Here is an 18,473-nt window from a genome sequence, read left to right on the forward strand (position 1 = left end):
CGGTTCTCCTCAGGTGTGGTCAAGACTCGGCCAGGTCAGCACGGTCGACCCCCAGGTGAGGCCGCCGCCGAACGCGGTGAGCAGCACCCGGTCGCCCGCCCGCAGGACGCCGTCGGCGTGGGCCTGGTCCAGGGCGAGGGGGACGGACGCGGCGGCGGTGTTGCCGACGTCGGCGATGTTGCTGAAGCAGCGCGGCCGCGGGATGCCCACCTCGTCGGCCACGTGGTTGGTGATGCGCAGGTTGGCCTGGTGGCCGACCAGGTGGTCGACGTCCGCGGGGGTCCAGCCGGCGCGGTCGAGCACGGCCCGCGCGGACGCGGACATGCGCTGCACGGCGTGCCGGAAGACCTCCTTGCCGTCCATCGTGAAAAAGCGCTCGGCGGCCTTCGGGGAGCGGCCCGACAGACGCTGGCGCGAGCCGCCCGCGGGCACCGTGATCAGGTCCTCGCGGCCGCCGTCGCTGCCCAGGTCGAACGGGCCGAGCGCGCCCGGCTCCGCGGGTTCGCCCGCGCGCAGCACCACCGCGCCCGCGCCGTCACCGAAGATCACCGAGGTGGAGCGGTCGTCCGGGTCGAGCAGCGTGGAGAACGTCTCCGCGCCGATCACCAGGACCCGGTCGGCGGCGTCGGCGGCGATCAGCCCCGCCGCCGTGGCCAGGGCGTACACGAAGCCCGTGCACACCGCCGAGACGTCGAAGGCGGCCGTCCCGGTCAGGCCGAGGCGCGCCGCGACGGCGGGCGCGGTCGCCGGGCACGGCCGGTCCGGCGTGGTGGTGGCGAGCAGCACGGCGTCGACGACGGGCGTGCCGGACGACTTCAGGGCCTTGGCGCCCGCGCCGACCGCGAGATCGGAGGTGGCGGTGCCCGGCGCGGCGAAGTACCGCTGACGGATCCCGGTGCGGGAGCGGATCCACGCGTCGGAGCTGTCGAGGCGTACTGCCAGTTCGTCGTTGCTCACGGCGGTCGGCGGCAGACAGCCGCCGACCCCGGTGAGCACCGCGGCACGGGTCGGCGACGGTCGGCTCGGTGGGGGTGCGGTCACGCGTGCTCCTCGGTCTCCCGGACGGCAGGACGTGGGTGCGGTCATCGAGTCTCGCCGGGCGTGCTGACGGGCAGCGGCCGCGCGTGCTGACGGCTCGCTGACCGCCCGCTGATCACCTCCGGCCGGCGCGGATCGGGGCGGTCCGGCGGCCCGCCCGGTCAGCGATCGGTCAGCGTCCGGCGCGGCGGGCGGTCAGGCGCGGACCCCAGACTCGACCCCAGGCGAGCGGAGAGGTGGGGCGCATTCGATGAGCGCGACGTACGGCAGGTCGGCGAGGCCCGGGGACACGATCGGGGCGGTGGCGGTGGCGGAGGTCCCGGCGCGGAAGACGGGGCCCGTGGCGGGTGGGGCGGGGTCGGTACGGGTGCCCGCCTCATGACGCGCCCCGCATCCGCCCGCGGCCCGGACGACATCGCCGTCACCGGCCTCGGACTCGTCACCGCCGCGGGCATCGGGGTGGCCGACACCTGGGCCGGGGTGTGCCGGGGGCGGTCCGCCGCGGCCACCGACCCGGGGCTCGCCGGGCTGCCCGTGGACATCTCCTGCACGGTGCCGGGCTTCAGCGCCCGCCAGCACGTCGGCCGCCGCAGCGCGTTGACGCAGGACCGGTTCAGTCAGCTGTCCGTCGCCGCCGCGCGCGAGGCCGTCGCGGACAGCGGCCTCGACCCGGGGACGTGGGACGGGGCCCGCGTCGGCGTCGTCGTCGGCTGCGGCCTCGGCGGCGTGGCGACCTGGGAGGCCCAGCACCGCCGCCTCCTCGACCAGGGGCCGCAGGCGGTGTCGGCGCTCCTGATCCCCATGCTCGTACCGAACATGGTCGCCGGGCACCTCGCCATGGACCTGCGCGCGACCGGACCGAACCTGGTGACCGCGACGGCCTGCGCGTCCGGCGCGACCGCCGTCGGCACGGCGCTGCAGCTGCTGCGCGACGGCAGTTGCGACGTGGTGGTCGCGGGCGGCGGCGAGGCCGGGGTGACACCCCTGATGGTCACCGGCTTCGCACAGATGGGCGCGCTGTCCCGGCGGCTCGACGAACCCGCCGCCGCCTCCCGGCCGTTCGACCGGGACCGGGACGGGTTCGTCATCGGCGAGGGCAGCGGCATGCTCGTCCTGGAGCGCGCGGCGGACGCCCGGGCGCGCGGTGCCACCGTCCGGGCCCTCGTCGCCGGGTACGGCGCGTCGGCCGACGCGCACCACATGACCGCGCCCGACCCGCGGGGCACCGGTGTGCTGCACGCGCTGCGCACGGCGCTCGCGCGGGCGGGCGTCGTGCCGGACGAGGTCGACCACGTCAACGCGCACGGCACCTCGACGCCCCTGAACGACGCGGCCGAGGCGTCGGTGCTGCGCAAGTTCCTCGGCACGGGCGCCGCCGTCACCTCCACCAAGGGGGTGCTCGGCCACACCCTGGGCGCGGCCGGCGCGATCGAGGCCGCGCTGACCGTCCTCGCCGTCCAGCACGGCACGGTGCCGCCGACCGCCAACCTCCACGACCAGGACCCCGACATCGACCTGGACATCGTCTCCGGGACCGCGCGCACCCGGAAGCTCGACGTCGCGGTCAGCAACTCCTTCGGCTTCGGCGGCCAGAACGCCGTCCTGGTGGTGACGGCGCCGTGAGCCGGGGCCCACGGCGCCGCGCCCGGGGCCGACGCCGCCGAGCCCGACGACCGCGCCACGGTCGCCCCCGTAACGCCCCGCTGCTGCCGAGAGCGAGACACCCATGACCCTCACGGTCCCGCACACCGCCCTTGTCCACCTGGAGGAACAGGTCCAGGACGCGCTGCGCCGAGCCGACGACGGCGCCCTCGACGTGCTGGGCCACGGCGAGATCACCCTCGTGCTCCGGCTCCGCACCGAAGACGGCTCCTTCGCCTGCAAACGGCTGCCCGCCTTCCGCGACCGGGACCGCTTCGAGGGCTACCGCCGGTCGCTCGACGCGTATCTGCGCCGACTCGCCGAGCGGGGTCTTACCGTCGCGCCCACCGAGGTCTGGCACACCGCCGGGCCCTCCGGGCGGATCACGGCGTACTGCGTGCAGCGCGAACTCCCGCCGGAGCGGCTCTGCTCCCGGCTCCTGCACACCGAGGACGAGGCATGGGCGAAGAACTTCTTCGCCCGTTTCCTCGACCGCGTCGACGCCGCCGTGCACCCGACGCTAGGCCTGGACGCGCAGGCGTCCAACTGGGTCGACATGGACGGTGAGTTGACGTATCTGGACGTCACCACACCGCTGATGCGTGACGGCCGCGGCCGTGAACTCCTGGACGTGCGGCTGTTCTTCACCTCGCTGCCGTGGATCCTGCGCGACGTCGTCCGCGTCTCCGTGGCCAAGTCGATCTTCGACAAGTTCTACGCGACGCGCGGCGTCCTCCTGGACTTCCTCGGCAACCTCCACAAGGAACACCTCGACGCGCTCGTCCCCGTGTTCCTCGAGCAGGCCAACGCCCGCCTCGCCGAGCCGATCACGGCCGCCCAGGTCGCCTCCTACTACCGCGACGACGCGCGCATGTGGGAGCTGATCCAGCGCCTGCGCGCCGCCGACCGCCTCTGGCACCGCAAGATCCGGCGCAGGCCCTACCCCTTCCTGCTGCCGCCGCCCGTGGACCGCTGACCCGATGGCCCTTCTCGTACGCGCCGCCGCACCCCGCATCGACGACTGCTCACTTGCCCTCGTGTGGAGCTGAGGAGAACACGACGATGACCACAGACCGGGCCCGTGCCCCGGGCGCGCCCGCCGCGCCCGCTTCCGCCGACCCCGCTGATCTCACCGACCCCGCCGACTCCGCCCACTCCACCGGTTTCGCCGCAGCCCTGCGGGAGGCAGCCCGCATCGCCGTGCTCAGCCCCTCGTCCCACAACTGTCAGCCGTGGGCGGTGGCGTGGGCCAGGAGCGAGGTGTCGCGTGTGGCCGCCGCGCGGGTGGTGGACGGGGAGGCCGACGGCCCCGGGGGCGGGCGCGGCGACGGCACGTACCAGTACCTCGTCCTCGGCCTCGACCGGAGCCGCGAACTGCGGTCGCTGCCCGCCCACGCCGTCGAGATGCTGCTGAGCTGCGGTCTGTACTGGCAGCTCCTGCTCCGGGCCCTGGAGGCGCAGGGCTGGACGGTGGACGCCCTGCGCTTCGCCGATGGCCCGTTGGACGCGGGGGCGGCGCGCGGCGCCGAACTGCCCGGGACCACGTGGCCCCGGTCGTGGGCGGCGCTGTGCGTGGCGCGGCTGCGTGGCCGGGGTGGGGCGGAAGCCCAGCCCACGAACGGCGGCGCGGAGCTGCGTGCCCTGCGCGCCGCCGCCCGCGCCCGCCGCACCAACCGCGCCCCCTATCTGCCCCAGCCCGTCCGGCCCGCCCTCCTGGACGGCCTGCTCGCCCCCTCGGGGTGCGCGGCGGCACGCGACGCGGCCGTCACCGTGCGGCATCTGACGTCCGGCGCCGACCGCGCGGTGTTCGCCGACTTCGTGGCCGAGCACGGCGGCCGCGACTTCAGCCACCGCGAGGCCTGGCGCGAGACGCACGCGTTCCTGCGGGCCGACCGGGCCCGGGCCGACGCGAGCGGTGACGGGTTCGCCCTGGACCAGTTGTTCGGGCCGTTGTCGTGGCCGAGCAGGCAGGCGCTGCGCGCCGCCCTCGCGCCCGCGACGATGCGGCTGCTCGGCCCCGTCCGCTACGACCGCTTCGTCGGCCGCCGCCTCGCCCACGGACTCGCCCGGATGGTGCGCCCGACGCCCGTCGTGGTCGCCATGAGTTTCGACCGGACCGAGCCGACGCTCGCGGATGCCGTCAAGGGCGGAGCGCGACTGGCCGATTACTGGTTGTGCGCGACCGCCGCCGGGCTCGCCCTGCATCCCGTGAGTGTCGTACTCCAGCACGAAGACCTGCGGGCGGCCTTCCAGTCGGCCCTCCGGATTCCGGGCCGCGCCTTCTTCGTGAGCCGCCTGGGCTGGCCCGTCACCGAGTTCCCGTGCTCCCCACGGCGCCCTGCCGACGCAAACCTGCGGAGGATCTGACTTTTCCGCCGCGCCGTTTCGAGCCATTCTCATACTTCTTCCAACAAGCGTCGCCCAGACAGCAGTTGCGCCCACATAATGTTGCAGTGCGGACGGCATATTCCGCACCTGCGAGTCTGCCCGGATACGCCGCGAGACGGGCGTACGGACGGAGAAAGCGCAGATTCGAACAGCAGCCGAATGCGTTTACGGGCAGCAGCGACGAGGGGTACCCGAAGGCACATGGTCGTGTCATTCACAGGGGGGCGGCGAGATGGGGAACTGCTGCAAGGGGCACCTGCCGGAAGTCACCCTCGGGCCGGTGAGGCCGGCCCGTGCGGACGTGATGCCGTGACGGGCGGGACGAGAAGGACAGGAGGAATGGTCCGGCGCGACCGGCGCGGGCACGGCCCGCGTGCGGCCGGGACACGGTGAGGCGGCGCTCCATGAAGATCCGCGTCCTGGTGTGCTGCGACGAGTCGATCATGTCCGCTGCGATGCGCGCGCTGCTCGATCAGCAGCCCGACTTCGAGGTCCTCGGATTCACCACCGGACGTGAATCCGCCGCTGCCGTAGCCGAGTTGACACCCCACGTCATGATCGTGGTGGCGCCGGCGCTCGGCCTGGACGACAGCCGTGAGCTGGCGGAGCTCGCCGCCCTGACGAAGATAGTCCTGATCGCCAAGGCCGAGTCCGCGCACCGCTCCGTCGAGGCCCTGTGCGTCGGCGTCAGAGCGGTCCTCGCCCCGGAATCGTCCGCGGACGACCTGATACACGTGCTGCGCACGGTGAGCGCGGGCGCCTCCATGGTGATGCCGGCCGCGGCCCGGCGCAGCCTGCAGGGCCTGCCCCGGCAGGGGCGTCCCTGTGGGACGGGGCGCAGGGCCGCCGACCTCACCCCGCGCGAGTCCGAAGTGATCGTCCTGCTCGCCCAGGGGAAGTCCAACGCGGAAGTAGCCGAGAAACTCTCGGTGTCCCTCGCGACCGTTCGGTCCCATGTCCACCATGTGCTCCGGAAGATGGGTGTGAGCACACGCGCCCAGGCCGTCGCCATCGCCTATGAAACAGGTTTGATGGCGACAATCGGGCGAACCGCGGAATTCCGCGGCCAAGAGGGATGAAAGGCTCTCGAACGGGAATGAAGAGACCCCTCCATTCCGTATCGCACAATTAACGGGACCGGTATCCGGTACCCACCCGCTCACCGGTCAACTCGGCCACCACCGTGGCCATCTTCTCGAATTCCGCGACCAGCCCACGGAATGTCTCGGACCGCATATCTCGTTCGAATTCCGTTCGGTCGGTCACTTCGATGATCTCGAAGTACTCGCCGGGCGCCGCGGCCTCGGCGTCCGTGACGCGCTGCACGGCGAACCCCACCACCGCCGGCAGCCGTGGACAGGCCGCGTAGTCGACGTCCCGGACCCAGGACTCGAAGCGCTCCGGGTCCACGCCTTCAAGCAGCCGGATGCGGTGCACGACGACGGTGGTGACGACGGGCGAGGCGGCGCCGCCGTCCCGCGCGGTGCCGGATGGGGTGAGCGACATGGCGAATGACATCCCGTCAGTCAAGGGGCGTGTGGTCCATGCGGTCAGCGCCTGCCGCCCGCGCGGCGGTTGCCGCCGAGGCCGAGGGCGCGGGCGATGTTGTTCTTCTGGATCTCGTTGGTCCCGGAGAAGATGCGGGCCGGCAGCGCGTCCCGCAGCAGCGTCTCGGCGTCGCCACCCGCGAGGACGCCGAGCGCGCCCCGCAGCTGGACCGCGTCGAGGCCGATCCGTACGGCCGCCTCGCTGACGGCGAGCTTCGCGAGCGCGGGCGCGACCTCGTCCTCGCTGCCCCGCGCGAGACCCCGCGCCGCCTTGTGCAGCAGCAGCCGCGCCGACTCCAGGGCCAGCGTCATGTCGACGACGCGATGGCTCACCGCCTGGAAGCCGCCGATGGGCACCCCGAACTGTTCGCGTTCCCTGACGTGGGCGACGGTGGAGTCCAGGACGCGCCGCATCGCGCCGAGGTACGCCGCGAACAGGCAGGTACGCTCCCACTTCATCGACCCCGCGAACACACTGGCGCCCGCCCCCTCGGCGCCGAGGACATGGCTCGCGGGCACCACGCACCCGTCCAGGCGCACATCGGCCGTCGGCGAGCCGCGCAGCCCCACCTTGTCGTACGCGGGCCCCACCGTGAGCCCCGGCGTGTCCGCCTCGACGACGAACGCCGTCAGGCCGAAGAAGCCGCCGCCGGAGGTGGTCGCCGCCTGCACCACGAACACGTCCGCGACGGGCGCGTTCGTCGTGAACGCCTTGGCGCCGTCGAGGACGTAGTGGTCGCCGTCGGGCACCGCCCGCGTCCGCAGCGCGAGGGTGTCCGAACCGGCCTCCGGCTCCGTGATGGCGTGCGCCGCGACGCGCTCGCCCGAGCACAGCGCGGGCAGCCACCGCTGCTTCTGCCGTTCCGTGCCGAACTCCACGATCGGCATCACCGCGGCGAACAGATGCGCCGCGACGGAGAACGCGAACCCGGTGTCGGGCGAGGCGTAGCCGAGCGCTTCCAGGACGGCTGCGGCCGTGACCGCGTCGAGGCCGCTGCCGCCGTACGCCGTCGGCACCACGCTGCCGACGAGGCCCTGCCCGCCCGCGAGCCGCCAGCGCCGCCGGAACTCGGCGGGGTCGAACGGGTCCGGTACGTCGCCGAGTTCGCGCCGTGCGAAGGCCTCGACCACGCGGCACATCTCCGCGGCCTCGGCACGGTCGGCGGTGTCGGTGTCACTGCTGGTGTCGGCGGCCGTGTCGGCGTCGAAGACGAAGCTCATCGCGGTCCGGACCCTTCCTCGCGGTGCTCCTCTACGAGCACGTGGTAGTTGATGCCGCCGGTGCCGAAGGAGCTGACGGCCGCCCGCCGGGGCCTGCCCGGCGGCTGCGTCCACGGCTGTGCCTCGGTGCGGATCTCGGCGGGGATCGCGGCGAGTCCGAGCGCCGGATTGAGGGTGCGCAGCAGGGCGTTGGGCGGCAGCGTCCCGGCCCGCAGGGCGAGCAGCGTGCGCAGCAGACCGGCGCTGCCCGCCGCCGCGAAGGTGTGCCCGAAGAACGACTTCGCCGAGCCGATGCGCAGGGGTTCGGCCCGCGGCCCGCCCGCGTACAGGCGCGCCGCCGCGGCGATCTCCACACGGTCGCCGACCTTGGTGCCGGTGCCGTGCGCCTCCAGGTAGTCGACCGTGCAGGGCTCGAAGTCGACCTGTGCGAAGGCCCGTTGCATGGCGCGCACCTGGCCCGCGACGTCCGGCGCGATGAGCGACTTGGCGTCGTTGGACGCGCCGACGGCACGGATCACGCCGTGCACGGTGTCGCCGTCGCGCCGCGCGTCGTCGTACCGCTTCAGTACGAAGAGCCCGCAGCCGTCACCCGGCGTGAACCCGTCGGCGCCCGCGTCGAACGGCGCGTTCCTGCTGTGCGACAGCAGGCCGAGCGCCGAGCACAGCACCATGTCCCGTACGTTGCAGGCCAGTTCGACGCCGCCCGCGACCGCGTAGTCCGCCGTGCCGGAGCGCAGCGCGCCGACGGCGATGTCGAGCGCGGCGAGCGACGACGCGCAGGCCGCCTCCACCGCGAGCGGCACCGCGTCGAGCCCGTACTCGTTCGCGAGCAGCGCGGCGACGCCGCTGGCGAGACAGCCGTCGAGGAGCGCGGGCGGCAGTCCACCGAGGTCCCGGTCGGCCCGGTCGACCCGGTCGGTCCGGCCAGTCCGCTCCCGAAGCCGTTCCAGGAGCCGCTTGCGCCCCAGCGCGGAGAGCCCGGCGAGCGCGGGGAGCCCCACGATCGTGTCGTCGAGTCCGTCCAGGACGAGCCCGGCGTGGGCCCGCCGCTCCCGCGTCAGCCCCAGCGTGCCGCCGACCGCGACCACGCCGCGCCCGGTGAGCGCCCGGCGCGGCGCGAACAGCTCCGCCGCGACGGCGAGCGCGAGCCGCTGCGCGCCGTCGAGCGCCGCGTACCGGGGCGGCAGCACCCCGAGGTCCTCCGGCGGCTCGTCGGGCACCGGTACGTGACCGCCCTGGTCGGTGTACGAGTGGGTGAGGCTGAGGGCGCCGGGGGAGTGGTACAGCTCCCGGTCGAGCACGGTGTCCGGCACGGGCCCGATCCGGGTCCGGCCCGAGGACACGACACGCCAGAACCCGGCGGCGTCCGATGCCCCGGCGAACCGCCCGCCGAGCCCGACCACCGCGACCGGCACGGCGTGCGCGGCGGCGGCCGAGGTGCGGCGGGCACGTCCCCGGGGGCCCGGGTGGTCCCCGACCCGGGTGCCGTCCGCCTGCGGGCCGGGGTGCTCCTCCAGTACGAGGTGGCTGAACGTGCCGGTGAGGGAGGCTCCTTGGACCACGGCGCGGCGCGGCGCGTCGGCTCGAACGCCCGCCTGCCATGGCGCACCCGGCTCCGGCGCCCGGGTCGGCGCGCCGTCCAACTCCCCGTCAAAGAAGGCTGGTTGATCTGGATAGCGGCCCCGGTGCAGGGCCAGAGCGACCTTCAGGAGGGAGGCGAGGCCCGCGTGCGCGAAGGCGCGGCCGTCGCCGGTGCCGAGGGTCACGGGGGTCGGCGTGCGGTGGGGCGCTTTGGTGGCGGGTTCAGGTCCGCGTCCGGGTTCAGGTCCGCGTCCGGGTTCGCGTCCGGCTTCGGGTCCGCGTTCGGGTTCGGCGGGGACGCCGGTGGCATGACGCCCGCCCAGGGCGGTCGTGGCCCGGGTTCCCGTGGCGACGGCCGAGTCCACGTACTCGACGTACTGCACCGTGTCCGGGTCGACCCCGGCCGCCCGCAGCGACGCGGTGGCCGCGCGCTGCCGCAGGTCGGCGGAGCGGGAGGGGCGGAAGCAGCCGGGCCGCGGGTCGTGGCGCAGGGTGCAGTCGAGGATCGTGGCGTAGACGCGGTCCTGGTCGCGGACGGCGTCCGAGAGCCGCTTGAGGAGGACGGCGCCGACACCTTCGGTGAGCGGCCGTGCTCCCGTACCGGACGACCCCCCTGTCTGCCCCGCCCCGGACTGTCCCTTCGCCCCCAACGCCCGAGCCACGTACGGACTCTCGTCGCGCTGCCCCGTCAGGACGAGCACCGCGTCCGCCCCTTCGGCACGCAGCTGCTCCAGCGCGTGGGCGAGGGCCACGAACGACGTGGCCTCCGCGGACTCCACGGCGAGGGTGCGGCCGTGGAGCTTGAAGGCCGCCGCGATCCGCGCCGGGATCGTGCTCGCCATCTCGCCGACCCGGTCGTGCGGCGACCCGCCGAGCCGCCGTGCGAGCAGCCCGCGCACCTCGTCCCCGGCGCGCGCGGCGCTGTCCGGGTCGGAGCCCGCGGCGACGGCCGCGCGCTCCACCTCGCGGGCGTACCGGGGGAGTTCGACCCGCAGGGCGTTCGCGTGCTGGCGGTCGAGGGCGAAGCAGAGCCCGGCGACGACGTCGGTGCGCTCGGCGGGCAGCGGCCGCGCCGGGTGGCCCGAGTCGGCCAGGCATCGGCGGGCGACCTCCAGCATCAGCAACTGCATCCGGTTCATGGACCTGGCCTGCAGGGGCGGGATGCCGAACCGGGCGACGTCCACCACGACGTCGTCGAGCGTGCCGGGGTCGAGCGCCGCGACGCCCACGATGGCGACGGGCTCACCCGGCCGAGCGGGGGCGGTCCCGGAAGGTGCTGGATCGGAGATCGTCACGCGGCGGCTCCTGCGGTCGGCGAACCGGATGCCTTACCCGGGAATGAGTTCTCGTTGAGCACGAAGAAAGGCCGCTCGCCGACGTACTTCGACGAGTGGGGCGGCTGGTGCGAAACCGGTGTCAAGGAATGCGCGAGGATTCACGTGGCCGCTGTGGCGGTGGAAAGGGAAAGCGCCGGATCCTGCGACAGGATTTCTGTGTGCCGACGCTGGAGCACGAGTCCCGGCCGCACCCCGAGCTCCTCGTCGAGGCGCCGCCGCGTCACATGGAACAGCTCCAGGGCCTCCGCCTGCCGACCGGTGCGGTACAGGCCGAGCATCAGGAGCTCGCAGAAGCGCTCGCGCAGCGGGTGCTGCGCCACCAGGCGGCGCAACTCGGCCACCGCGCGGGCGGCGTCGCCGACCGCGAGCCGGGCCCTGACCAGGTCCTCCCGGACCGTCAGGCGCCGCTCGTCGAAGAGCGCGGCCGCGCCCCGGCAGCGCAGCCCGTCGCCCGCGTCGAGGAGCGCGGGCCCCCGCCACAGTTCGAGCGCCGACTGGAGCAGCTCGATGGCGCGCTCGGGGGCCAGGGGCAGCGCCGCCGCGCCACGCGTGGCCAGGTCGAGGAAACGGTCGCCGTCGACGCGGCCGGGCGGCACGTCGAGCAGATAGCCGCCGCGCACGGCGCGCAGGACGGTCGCGCCGCGGCGGTACGGAACGTGGGTGTCGAGCACCTTGCGCAGCCGGGTGGCGTGCGCCTGGAGCGCGTTGCGGGCGTTGCCGAGCGGCTGGCCCGCCCACAGCTCGTCGGCGAGGTCCCCGTGCGCCACGGCCCGGCCCGCGTCGAGGGCGAGCGTGGCCAGCATGGCCCGTACCTTGTTGGCCTGAATTCCGTGGAGCTTCCCGTCCGCGGCCACGGACACGGGCCCCAGGATATGGATGTGCAAGGCGTTCCCCCCGGTGGCAGCAGACGGCATCACTGGACAGCAAAGGGCAGCACTGGTCGCTCGGAGAGAAGAGAGTGCGAGTTCCCCCTTTGGCCCCCTCTTGGCCCTGTTCTTTCGACTCGGAACGAGTTTTGCAGGGGTGGTGTCCGGGTGTCATCGATCACCTGGCGGGTTTTGCTCGCGGGGTCCCGATCAATTTCCGGATACCCGTCTCCATCATCCGTGGAGACGGGCACCGCGGTCCTCCACGGATGGCTGACGGCCGCCTCCCGTGGGGGCACTGGACAGTTGATTGAACGAGCGTTTAGTCTGCTGTACATGCGTTCAATGCCCGAGGACCGCACCACGCGGGCGGTCATCAGAGACGAGGCGCTGCGCCTCTTCGCCGTGCACGGCCCCGACGTGGTGACCGTCCGGCAGATCGCCACCGCGGCCGGGGTCTCGCCGGGACTCGTGGTGCACCACTTCCGCTCCAAGGACGGCCTGCGCCAGGAGGTCGACCAGTACGTCATCACCGTCTTCGAAGGCATGCTCAGCGAGCTGACCGGCGAGAGCGGCACGGAGCTGTTCGAGGAGTCGACGAGCGCGGCGCGTTCCCTCGGCGAGATCTTCCTGCGCCACCTGCCGGTCGGCTCGCCGCTGCCCGGCTATCTGCGCAGGCTCCTGCTGTCCGACACGGAGGCGGGCCGCGGCCTGTTCCGGCGGCTGTACGCGATGAGCAGGGAGACCCTGGACGACCTCGCCGAGTCGGGCGTCGCCGCCAGGGGCGGCGACCCGCAGGTCCGCGCCGCGCTGCTGCTGGTCAACGACCTTTCGGTGTTCCTGCTCCGCGACCAGCTGACCGGGGTGCTCGGAGTCGACCCGCTGTCGGCGGCGGGCCTGGCCCGCTGGGGCCCGGAGCTCATGAGCATCTACGCGGGCGGGCTGAACGCGACTCCCCAGGCACCGCAAGCAGAAGGAGGCCAGGCATGACCACACGGCCCGAGCCCGCACTGACCGCCCGGGACATCCACAAGGCCTACGGCCGACATCAGGTGCTGCGCGGCGTGGACCTCACGGTCGAACCAGGGCAACTGGTCGCCGTGGTCGGCGAGAACGGCTCCGGCAAGTCGACGCTCCTGAAGGCGATCGCGGGCACCCTGCACGTCGACCGGGGCGAGGTCGCCCTCGGCGGCAGCCTCGGCTACTGCCCGCAGGACCCCGTCCTCAACGCCAACCTCACCGTCGACCAGCACCTGCGCTACTTCGCCGCCGCCCACCGGCTCCACCGCCTGGACCGGGCGGACGAACTGGTGCGCCTGCTCGGCTACGAGAAGTACCGCGGGACCGCGGCGGGCGACCTCTCCGGCGGCACCCGCCAGAAGCTCAACCTGACGCTCGCGCTCCTGCACGACCCGGACGTCCTGCTCCTCGACGAGCCGTACCAGGGCTTCGACTGGGAGACGTACCTGCGCTTCTGGGACCTGGTCGACCAACTGCACGAGCGGGACAAGGCCGTCGTCGTCATCACCCACCTCGTCTTCGAGCAGGAGCGCTTCGACGTCCTGGCCGACCTCGTCGACGGCCGGCTCACGCCGCGCGACACGGCAGTGAAGGAGCACAGCCATGCCGGCGCCTGACACCCTCACGGGCACCCCGCCCACCCCGCTCTACGGCCAGTTCCCGACCGCGCTGCGCTTCTCCGTTCGCGAACAGAGCCGCAACCGCCTCGCCGCGCTGCTCCTTCTCCTGTTCGTGCCGCTCTGGTACCTCCTGATGACGTCCATCGCGGGCGACAAGGGCCTGGACTTCAAGCTGTACGCGACGGGCGAGATGCTCGACGTCAACGGCAAGCACATCACGCTGATCACCGCCGGGCTCAACTCGCTCACGATGATCTCCGGCTTCGTCGTCTTCGACGCCGTCCGCAAGGCCCTGGCCTTCGACAAGCGCCTCGCCTTCGCCGGGTTCGGCCAGTCCACCCTCATCGGCGCCAAGATGCTCGCCATCGGCATCGTCGCGGGCACCATCGCGCTCTACACCGCCCTGGCGCTGCTGCTCTACTGGCGCCCCGGGTTCACCGGCTGGGCGACGATCCTCGCCGGTTTCGTGACGATGACCCTCACCTACGGCTCGCTCGGCCTGCTGCTCGGCGTCCTGGTCAAGAACGACCTGGAGGGCTTCTTCCTCATCATCATGGGCGGCCTCACCGACACGTTCCTGCAGAACCCGCTCGGCAACCCGGCCGCCAACAAGCCGGTCCTGCAGTACTTCCCCTCCTTCGGGCCGATGCAGTTCTCCGTGGGCGGCTCCCTCGGCGACACCGTCCTGTGGCGCTACCTCGGCCTCGGTCTGATCTGGGCCGCCTCCTTCGCCGTCGTCGGCCTGATCGTGTTCCACTTCAGGACCCGGAGCCGCCGCCCCACGGGCTGACGGCCCCGGATCCCGGACGGACTACGGCGGCTACTGCGCCGGGGCGCCCTGGCCGGTCTGGTCGCGCTGACCCGATTGGCCGGACTGGCCGAGCCGCCGCAGCGACGCCACCAACTGGTCCACCTCGGCGGAGGTGTTGTACAGCGCGAACGAGGCACGGGCCGCGGACTCCAGGCCGTAGTGCGCGAGCGCGGGCTGCGCGCAGTGGTGGCCCGCGCGGACCGCGATCCCGTCCCGGTCTAGCCAGTCCGCGATCGACGCCGGATCGTGGCCCGCCATCGTGAAGGTCAGGACCGCGATCCGCTCGGCCGCCGACCCGATCACCTCCAGGCCCGGCACGGTCGCCATCGCCTGCATCGCGTACGCCATGAGCTCCTGCTCGTACGCCGCCACCGCGTTCTGGTCGAAGCCGCGCAGCCAGTCGATCGCCGCCAACAGGCCGACCACACCCGAGATGTGACCGGTCCCGGCCTCCATCATGTGCGGCATCGCCGCGAACGTCGTCCGCTCGAAGCTCACCGACTCGATCATGTTGCCGCCGCCCTGCCAGGGCCGCATCTCCGCCATGGCCTGCGGCGACGCGTACAGGGCGCCGATGCCCGTGGGAGCGAACAGCTTGTGCCCGGAGAAGGCGTAGAAGTCCGCGCCCAACTCCGTGACGTCCACCGGCATGTGGGCCACCGCCTGCGCGCCGTCCACCAGGACCTTCGCGCCGTAGCGGTGGGCGAGCGCCGTCATCTCGCGCACCGGCGGCACGGTGCCGAGCACGTTCGAGGCCTGGCTGATCACCACCATCTGGGTGCGCGCGGACAGCAGGTCGGCGTACTTGGCCTGGTCGATCTCACCGTCCGGGGTCAACGGCACGGGGACGACCCGGGCCCGCGTCTCCTCGGTGATCAACTGCCAGGGGACGATGTTCGAGTGGTGCTCGAGGACGGGCACGAGGATGTCGTCCCCCGGGCCGAGATGGGCCGGGCCCCAGCTCTGCGCCACCAGGTTGATCGCCTCGGTGGTGCCCCGCACGAACATGATCGTGTCGGGCGAGGGCGCGCCCAGGAACTGGGCGACCGCGTTGCGCCCCGCCTCGTACAGCTCCGTGGCCTCGCGCGCCATGGTGTGCGCGCCCCGGTGGATGTTGGAGTTGGCCGCGCTGTAGTACGCGCTGACGGCCTCGATCACCTGCCGGGGCTTCTGTGTGGTCGCCCCGTTGTCGAGCCAGACGAGCGGATGCCCGTTGACGGTGCGGTGCAGGATCGGGACGTCCTTGCGGGCGGCCTCGGGCGAGAAGACGCCGGGGGCCGTCGTGGCCAGGCCGGAGAGGTCGGCCGGGGGTGCGGCGGGCACGCTCGTGGTGCCCGTGGGCGTCTGGGCGGGAGCCGCCGGTGCTTCCGCGGGAGCGGGTGCCACCGTCGGTGCTTCCGTGGGTACTTCGGCGGGGACGGAGGCGGCCCCCGGGACCTCCGCCGGGACGGTGGCCGCCGCGGGTACACCGGTCGTGGGCACCGCCGCAGTCGTGGCCGTGGTCGTCGTGGGAGTCGCCGGGATCCCGGCTGCCGAGGTGGCCGTCGGCGACGGCACCTGCTCAGGGGAACGCAGCAGCGCCCTGAGATCAGGAGTAGTCATGGTAGTTGTTCACCTCGACGTTCTGGAGCACCGCGATGGCGTCCTCGACGAGCACCGCCGTGTTGAAGTACGCCGTCATCAGGTACGAGCTGATGCCCTTCTGGTCGGTGCCCATGTTCCGCATGGACAGGCCGGGTTCGACCTCGTCGGCGACCTCCGCGGGCCGCAGCCCGACCACGCCCCGGTCGGCCTCGCCCATCCGCATGAGCAGGATCTCCGTGGTGCCGACGGCGGCGGCCGAGCCGTTGCCGCGCACGCCGTTGCTGAACGGCACCTTGTCCGACGGCAGGAGCGGCACCCCGCGCCAGGTCAGCAGCGGGCTGCCGAAGCGGCTGTCCGTCACCGGGGGCACACCCCGCCGCGTACATTCACGGCCGAACGCGGCGATGGCCTTCGGGTGCGCGAGGAAGAAGCTGGGCTGCTTCCACACCTTCGAGAGCAGCTCGTCCAGGTCGTCGGGGGTCGGCGAACCGGTGCGCGTCTGCACCCGCTGGCCCGCCGCCACACTGTTGAAGAGGCCGAACTCCGGGTGGTTGAGCAGCGCCGCCTCCTGCCGCTCGCGCAGCGCCTCGATGGTGAGCAGCGCCTGCTGGCGGGTCTGGTCGACGTCGCCGCTGTAGACGTCGTGGACGCGGGTGTGGACGCGCAGGATCGTCTGCGCGAGCGTCATGTGGTACTCGCGGGGCGCGTCCTCGTAGTCGACGTAGGTGGCCGGCAGGTCGGGCTCGCCGACGTGGCCGGAGGTGAGGTCGACCGGGACCTCGGCGCCGGGGCGGATGCCGTTGCCGGAGACGTACGCGGTCAGCGAGTTCTGGACCCGCTCGTCGCGGCCGGCGAGCGCCGCGAGGGCGCTGCGGTCGGCGCACAGGGCGGTACCGGGGGTGAGGGCCCGCACGCGGTACGGCGTCTGCTCCTCGCGGGTCCAGGCGCCGAGGTCGAAGAACTGGCCGTCGCCGATGACCTCGATCAGCTGTTCCTCGCCGTAGCGCCCCGTCACGCGCTTCTCGGCGCGGCCCTGCACGATGATCCACAGCCGCTCGGCGGGGTCGCCCTCCTGGGCGAGTACCTGCCCGGCCTCGAAGTGGACCTCGCTGAAGGCGCCCGCGAGTTCGGACAGGCAGGAGTCGTCGGCGTCCCGCAGATACGGCAGTTCGCGCAGGTCACCCGGTATGACGCGGGGGGAGCCGCCGTCGTTGTGGGTGCTGATGCGGTCGTCGCCGAGCACGAAGGTGCGGCGCCGGTTCACGCGGTACACACCGGACTTCAGGTCCACCCAGGGCAGGGCGCGCAGCAGATAGCGGGGGGTGGTGCCGCGCATCTGCGGCGCGGTCTTGGTGGTGGTCGCGAGTTGCCGTGCTGAATCCGGAGAGAGCGAAAGGCGATCGGTCACGGGAACCTCCTCGAAGACGGGCAGGGGCCGATCGTCTTCGGGGGGTTCCGTGACCACAAGGTGTAGCTTTTCAACTACTTTTGGCAATCGGCCGGAAATGACCGACCCGGGATCCGGGGGCGGGGATTCCGGCGCTCTACGACGGAGGCGTGGCCCGCGGTTCCGCCCCAAGTCGATTGCCCGCCCGTCATATGCGACTGGTTTTGCTCCCCTACGGGCAGTTCGTGACCCCCCAACGCCCCCTTATGCAAGGGCTTTCGAGGCCGTGAGGAAGGCGTGCCCGGATCAGATCGAGGCGTCGTCCCGCTGGTGGGGGATGAGCGCGGGAAGCTCGCCCTGTCGCACGGTCACCGTGCGCGTCGGCGCGGGGACGGGGATGCCCTCGGCGCGGTAGCGCCGGTGCAGCCGCTTGATGAACTCGTGCTTGATCCGGTACTGGTCGCTGAACTCGCCGACGCCCAGGATCACCGTGAAGCCGATCCGGGAGTCCCCGAACGTGTGGAAGCGGATGGCGGCCTCGTGGTCGGGGACGGCCCCGGTGATGTCCTTCATCACCTCGTCGACGACCTCGACGGTGACCTGCTCGACCCGGTCGAGGTCGGCGTCGTAGCCGACGCCCGCCTGCACCATGATCGACAGCTCCTGCTCGGGGCGGCTGTAGTTGGTCATGTTGGTGCCCGCGAGCTTGGCGTTGGGGATGATGACGAGGTTGTTGGAGAGGTTGCGCACGGAGGTGTTGCGCCAGTTGATGTCGACGACGTACCCCTCCTCGCCGCTGGTCAACTCGATGTAGTCGCCCGGCTGCACGGTCTTCGCGGCGAGGATGTGCACGCCCGCGAACAGGTTCGCGAGGGTGTCCTGGAGGGCGAGCGCGACCGCGAGACCACCCACGCCGAGGGCCGTGAGCAGCGGCGCGATGGACACGCCCAGCGTCTGCAGCACCACCAGACAGCCGATGGCGAGCACCACGACCCGGCTGATGTTCACGAATATGGTGGCCGAGCCGGCCACGCCGGAGCGCGACTGGGCGAGCGACTTGACGAGCCCCGCGACGATCCGGGCCGCGGTGACCGTGGCCGCGAGGATGAGCAGCGCCGACAGGACGAGGGTGACGGTACGTCCGGTACGCGGCGTCAGCGGCAGCGCCGCGGCCGCCGCGGCGAGCCCGCCCGCGATCGCCGCACACGGCACGAGCGCGCGGGCGGCGTCGACGATGACGTCGTCCCCGCCCCACCGGGTACGGCTGGCCCGCTCCCCGAGCCAGCGCAGCGTCGTCCGCAGCAGCAGGGCCGCGGCGAGCCCGCAGAACACCGCTATGCCGGCGATCGTCCAGTCGTGCAGAGTGAGGGCTCGGTCCATCAATACGCTCCCATGGTCGGCCGGTTCGCTCCCGTGCGCGATGACACGGCCG

Annotated in this window: 15 protein-coding genes; 7 read left to right on the top strand and 8 right to left on the bottom strand. The window is 72.8% G+C overall.

What is annotated here, in order from left to right:
• Positions 1-9 precede the first annotated feature (9 nt).
• Complete coding sequence (locus ACFVHO_RS24185) at positions 10-1,041, bottom strand: beta-ketoacyl-ACP synthase III (RefSeq protein ID WP_385718192.1); 1,032 nt, start codon at positions 1,039-1,041, stop codon at positions 10-12.
• A gap of 375 nt (positions 1,042-1,416) precedes the next feature.
• Between ACFVHO_RS24185 and ACFVHO_RS24190 the strand changes: the two genes are divergently transcribed.
• From ACFVHO_RS24190 to ACFVHO_RS24205, 4 genes are all read left to right on the top strand, one after another.
• Positions 1,417-2,661, top strand: coding sequence for a beta-ketoacyl-[acyl-carrier-protein] synthase family protein (locus ACFVHO_RS24190; RefSeq protein WP_385718195.1), 1,245 nt, complete (start codon positions 1,417-1,419; stop codon positions 2,659-2,661).
• Positions 2,662-2,764: 103 nt separating this feature from the next.
• Entirely contained in the window at positions 2,765-3,655 is an 891-nt protein-coding gene (locus ACFVHO_RS24195; protein ID WP_385718198.1) for a DUF6206 family protein, read from the top strand.
• Positions 3,656-3,741: 86 nt separating this feature from the next.
• Entirely contained in the window at positions 3,742-5,046 is a 1,305-nt protein-coding gene (locus tag ACFVHO_RS24200) for a RedV protein (RefSeq protein WP_385718201.1), read from the top strand.
• Positions 5,047-5,471: 425 nt separating this feature from the next.
• Complete coding sequence (locus ACFVHO_RS24205; RefSeq protein WP_385718204.1) at positions 5,472-6,146, top strand: response regulator transcription factor; 675 nt, start codon at positions 5,472-5,474, stop codon at positions 6,144-6,146.
• A gap of 49 nt (positions 6,147-6,195) precedes the next feature.
• Here ACFVHO_RS24205 and ACFVHO_RS24210 read toward each other — a convergent pair whose 3' ends face one another.
• The 4 genes from ACFVHO_RS24210 to ACFVHO_RS24225 all read right to left on the bottom strand — a co-directional run bounded on the left by ACFVHO_RS24210 (position 6,196) and on the right by ACFVHO_RS24225 (position 11,613).
• Entirely contained in the window at positions 6,196-6,573 is a 378-nt protein-coding gene (locus ACFVHO_RS24210; RefSeq protein ID WP_385718206.1) for a RedY protein, read from the bottom strand.
• Between the two features lie 44 nt (positions 6,574-6,617).
• Positions 6,618-7,835, bottom strand: a complete 1,218-nt coding sequence (gene redW / locus ACFVHO_RS24215) for an L-prolyl-[peptidyl-carrier protein] dehydrogenase (RefSeq protein ID WP_385718209.1) — start codon at positions 7,833-7,835, stop codon at positions 6,618-6,620.
• The gene (locus ACFVHO_RS24220; protein WP_385718212.1) at positions 7,832-10,711 is read right to left on the bottom strand and encodes a polyketide synthase; all 2,880 of its coding nucleotides are present in this window, start codon (positions 10,709-10,711) and stop codon (positions 7,832-7,834) included. Before ACFVHO_RS24220 ends, redW begins: the two co-directional genes overlap by 4 nt.
• A gap of 140 nt (positions 10,712-10,851) precedes the next feature.
• A complete protein-coding gene (locus ACFVHO_RS24225) occupies positions 10,852-11,613 on the bottom strand; it encodes a BTAD domain-containing putative transcriptional regulator (protein ID WP_385718214.1) in 762 nt (253 codons plus the stop codon).
• A 342-nt stretch (positions 11,614-11,955) separates the two neighbouring features.
• On the opposite strand from ACFVHO_RS24225, the gene ACFVHO_RS24230 reads away from it, so the two are divergent.
• The 3 genes from ACFVHO_RS24230 to ACFVHO_RS24240 are packed head-to-tail and all read left to right on the top strand — an operon-like array spanning position 11,956 to position 14,049.
• Positions 11,956-12,609: a TetR/AcrR family transcriptional regulator gene (locus ACFVHO_RS24230; protein ID WP_385718216.1), complete on the top strand. Its 654-nt coding sequence runs from the start codon at positions 11,956-11,958 to the stop codon at positions 12,607-12,609.
• A complete protein-coding gene (locus tag ACFVHO_RS24235) occupies positions 12,606-13,256 on the top strand; it encodes an ABC transporter ATP-binding protein (RefSeq protein ID WP_385718219.1) in 651 nt (216 codons plus the stop codon). The genes ACFVHO_RS24230 and ACFVHO_RS24235 overlap by 4 nt, the downstream gene beginning before the upstream one ends.
• Positions 13,243-14,049 (top strand): hypothetical protein, encoded by an 807-nt coding sequence (locus ACFVHO_RS24240; protein WP_385718221.1) that lies wholly within the window; start codon positions 13,243-13,245, stop codon positions 14,047-14,049. Before ACFVHO_RS24235 ends, ACFVHO_RS24240 begins: the two co-directional genes overlap by 14 nt.
• Before the next feature lie 30 nt (positions 14,050-14,079).
• On the opposite strand, the gene ACFVHO_RS24245 is transcribed toward ACFVHO_RS24240, so the two are convergent.
• From ACFVHO_RS24245 to ACFVHO_RS24255, 3 genes are all read right to left on the bottom strand, one after another.
• Entirely contained in the window at positions 14,080-15,672 is a 1,593-nt protein-coding gene (locus ACFVHO_RS24245) for a SufS family cysteine desulfurase (RefSeq protein ID WP_385718224.1), read from the bottom strand.
• Positions 15,659-17,062: a family 2B encapsulin nanocompartment shell protein gene (locus tag ACFVHO_RS24250; RefSeq protein WP_385718227.1), complete on the bottom strand. Its 1,404-nt coding sequence runs from the start codon at positions 17,060-17,062 to the stop codon at positions 15,659-15,661. Before ACFVHO_RS24250 ends, ACFVHO_RS24245 begins: the two co-directional genes overlap by 14 nt.
• A gap of 285 nt (positions 17,063-17,347) precedes the next feature.
• Entirely contained in the window at positions 17,348-18,421 is a 1,074-nt protein-coding gene (locus ACFVHO_RS24255; RefSeq protein ID WP_385718230.1) for a mechanosensitive ion channel family protein, read from the bottom strand.
• Between the last annotated feature and the right edge of the window lie 52 nt (positions 18,422-18,473).

The sequence above is a fragment of the Streptomyces sp. NPDC127108 genome, assembly GCF_042677545.1.
Taxonomy (GTDB): Bacteria; Actinomycetota; Actinomycetes; order Streptomycetales; family Streptomycetaceae; genus Streptomyces.

Bases quoted from the DNA above. Each gene is read 5' to 3' on its own strand.
- ACFVHO_RS24190 (WP_385718195.1), top strand. From the start codon at position 1,417: ATGACGCGCCCCGCATCCGCCCGCGGCCCGGACGACATCGCCGTCACC.
- ACFVHO_RS24195 (WP_385718198.1), top strand. From the start codon at position 2,765: ATGACCCTCACGGTCCCGCACACCGCCCTTGTCCACCTGGAGGAACAG.
- ACFVHO_RS24200 (WP_385718201.1), top strand. From the start codon at position 3,742: ATGACCACAGACCGGGCCCGTGCCCCGGGCGCGCCCGCCGCGCCCGCT.
- ACFVHO_RS24205 (WP_385718204.1), top strand. From the start codon at position 5,472: ATGAAGATCCGCGTCCTGGTGTGCTGCGACGAGTCGATCATGTCCGCT.
- ACFVHO_RS24210 (WP_385718206.1), bottom strand. From the start codon at position 6,573: ATGTCGCTCACCCCATCCGGCACCGCGCGGGACGGCGGCGCCGCCTCG.
- redW (WP_385718209.1), bottom strand. From the start codon at position 7,835: ATGAGCTTCGTCTTCGACGCCGACACGGCCGCCGACACCAGCAGTGAC.
- ACFVHO_RS24230 (WP_385718216.1), top strand. From the start codon at position 11,956: ATGCGTTCAATGCCCGAGGACCGCACCACGCGGGCGGTCATCAGAGAC.
- ACFVHO_RS24235 (WP_385718219.1), top strand. From the start codon at position 12,606: ATGACCACACGGCCCGAGCCCGCACTGACCGCCCGGGACATCCACAAG.
- ACFVHO_RS24240 (WP_385718221.1), top strand. From the start codon at position 13,243: ATGCCGGCGCCTGACACCCTCACGGGCACCCCGCCCACCCCGCTCTAC.
- ACFVHO_RS24245 (WP_385718224.1), bottom strand. From the start codon at position 15,672: ATGACTACTCCTGATCTCAGGGCGCTGCTGCGTTCCCCTGAGCAGGTG.
- ACFVHO_RS24255 (WP_385718230.1), bottom strand. From the start codon at position 18,421: ATGGACCGAGCCCTCACTCTGCACGACTGGACGATCGCCGGCATAGCG.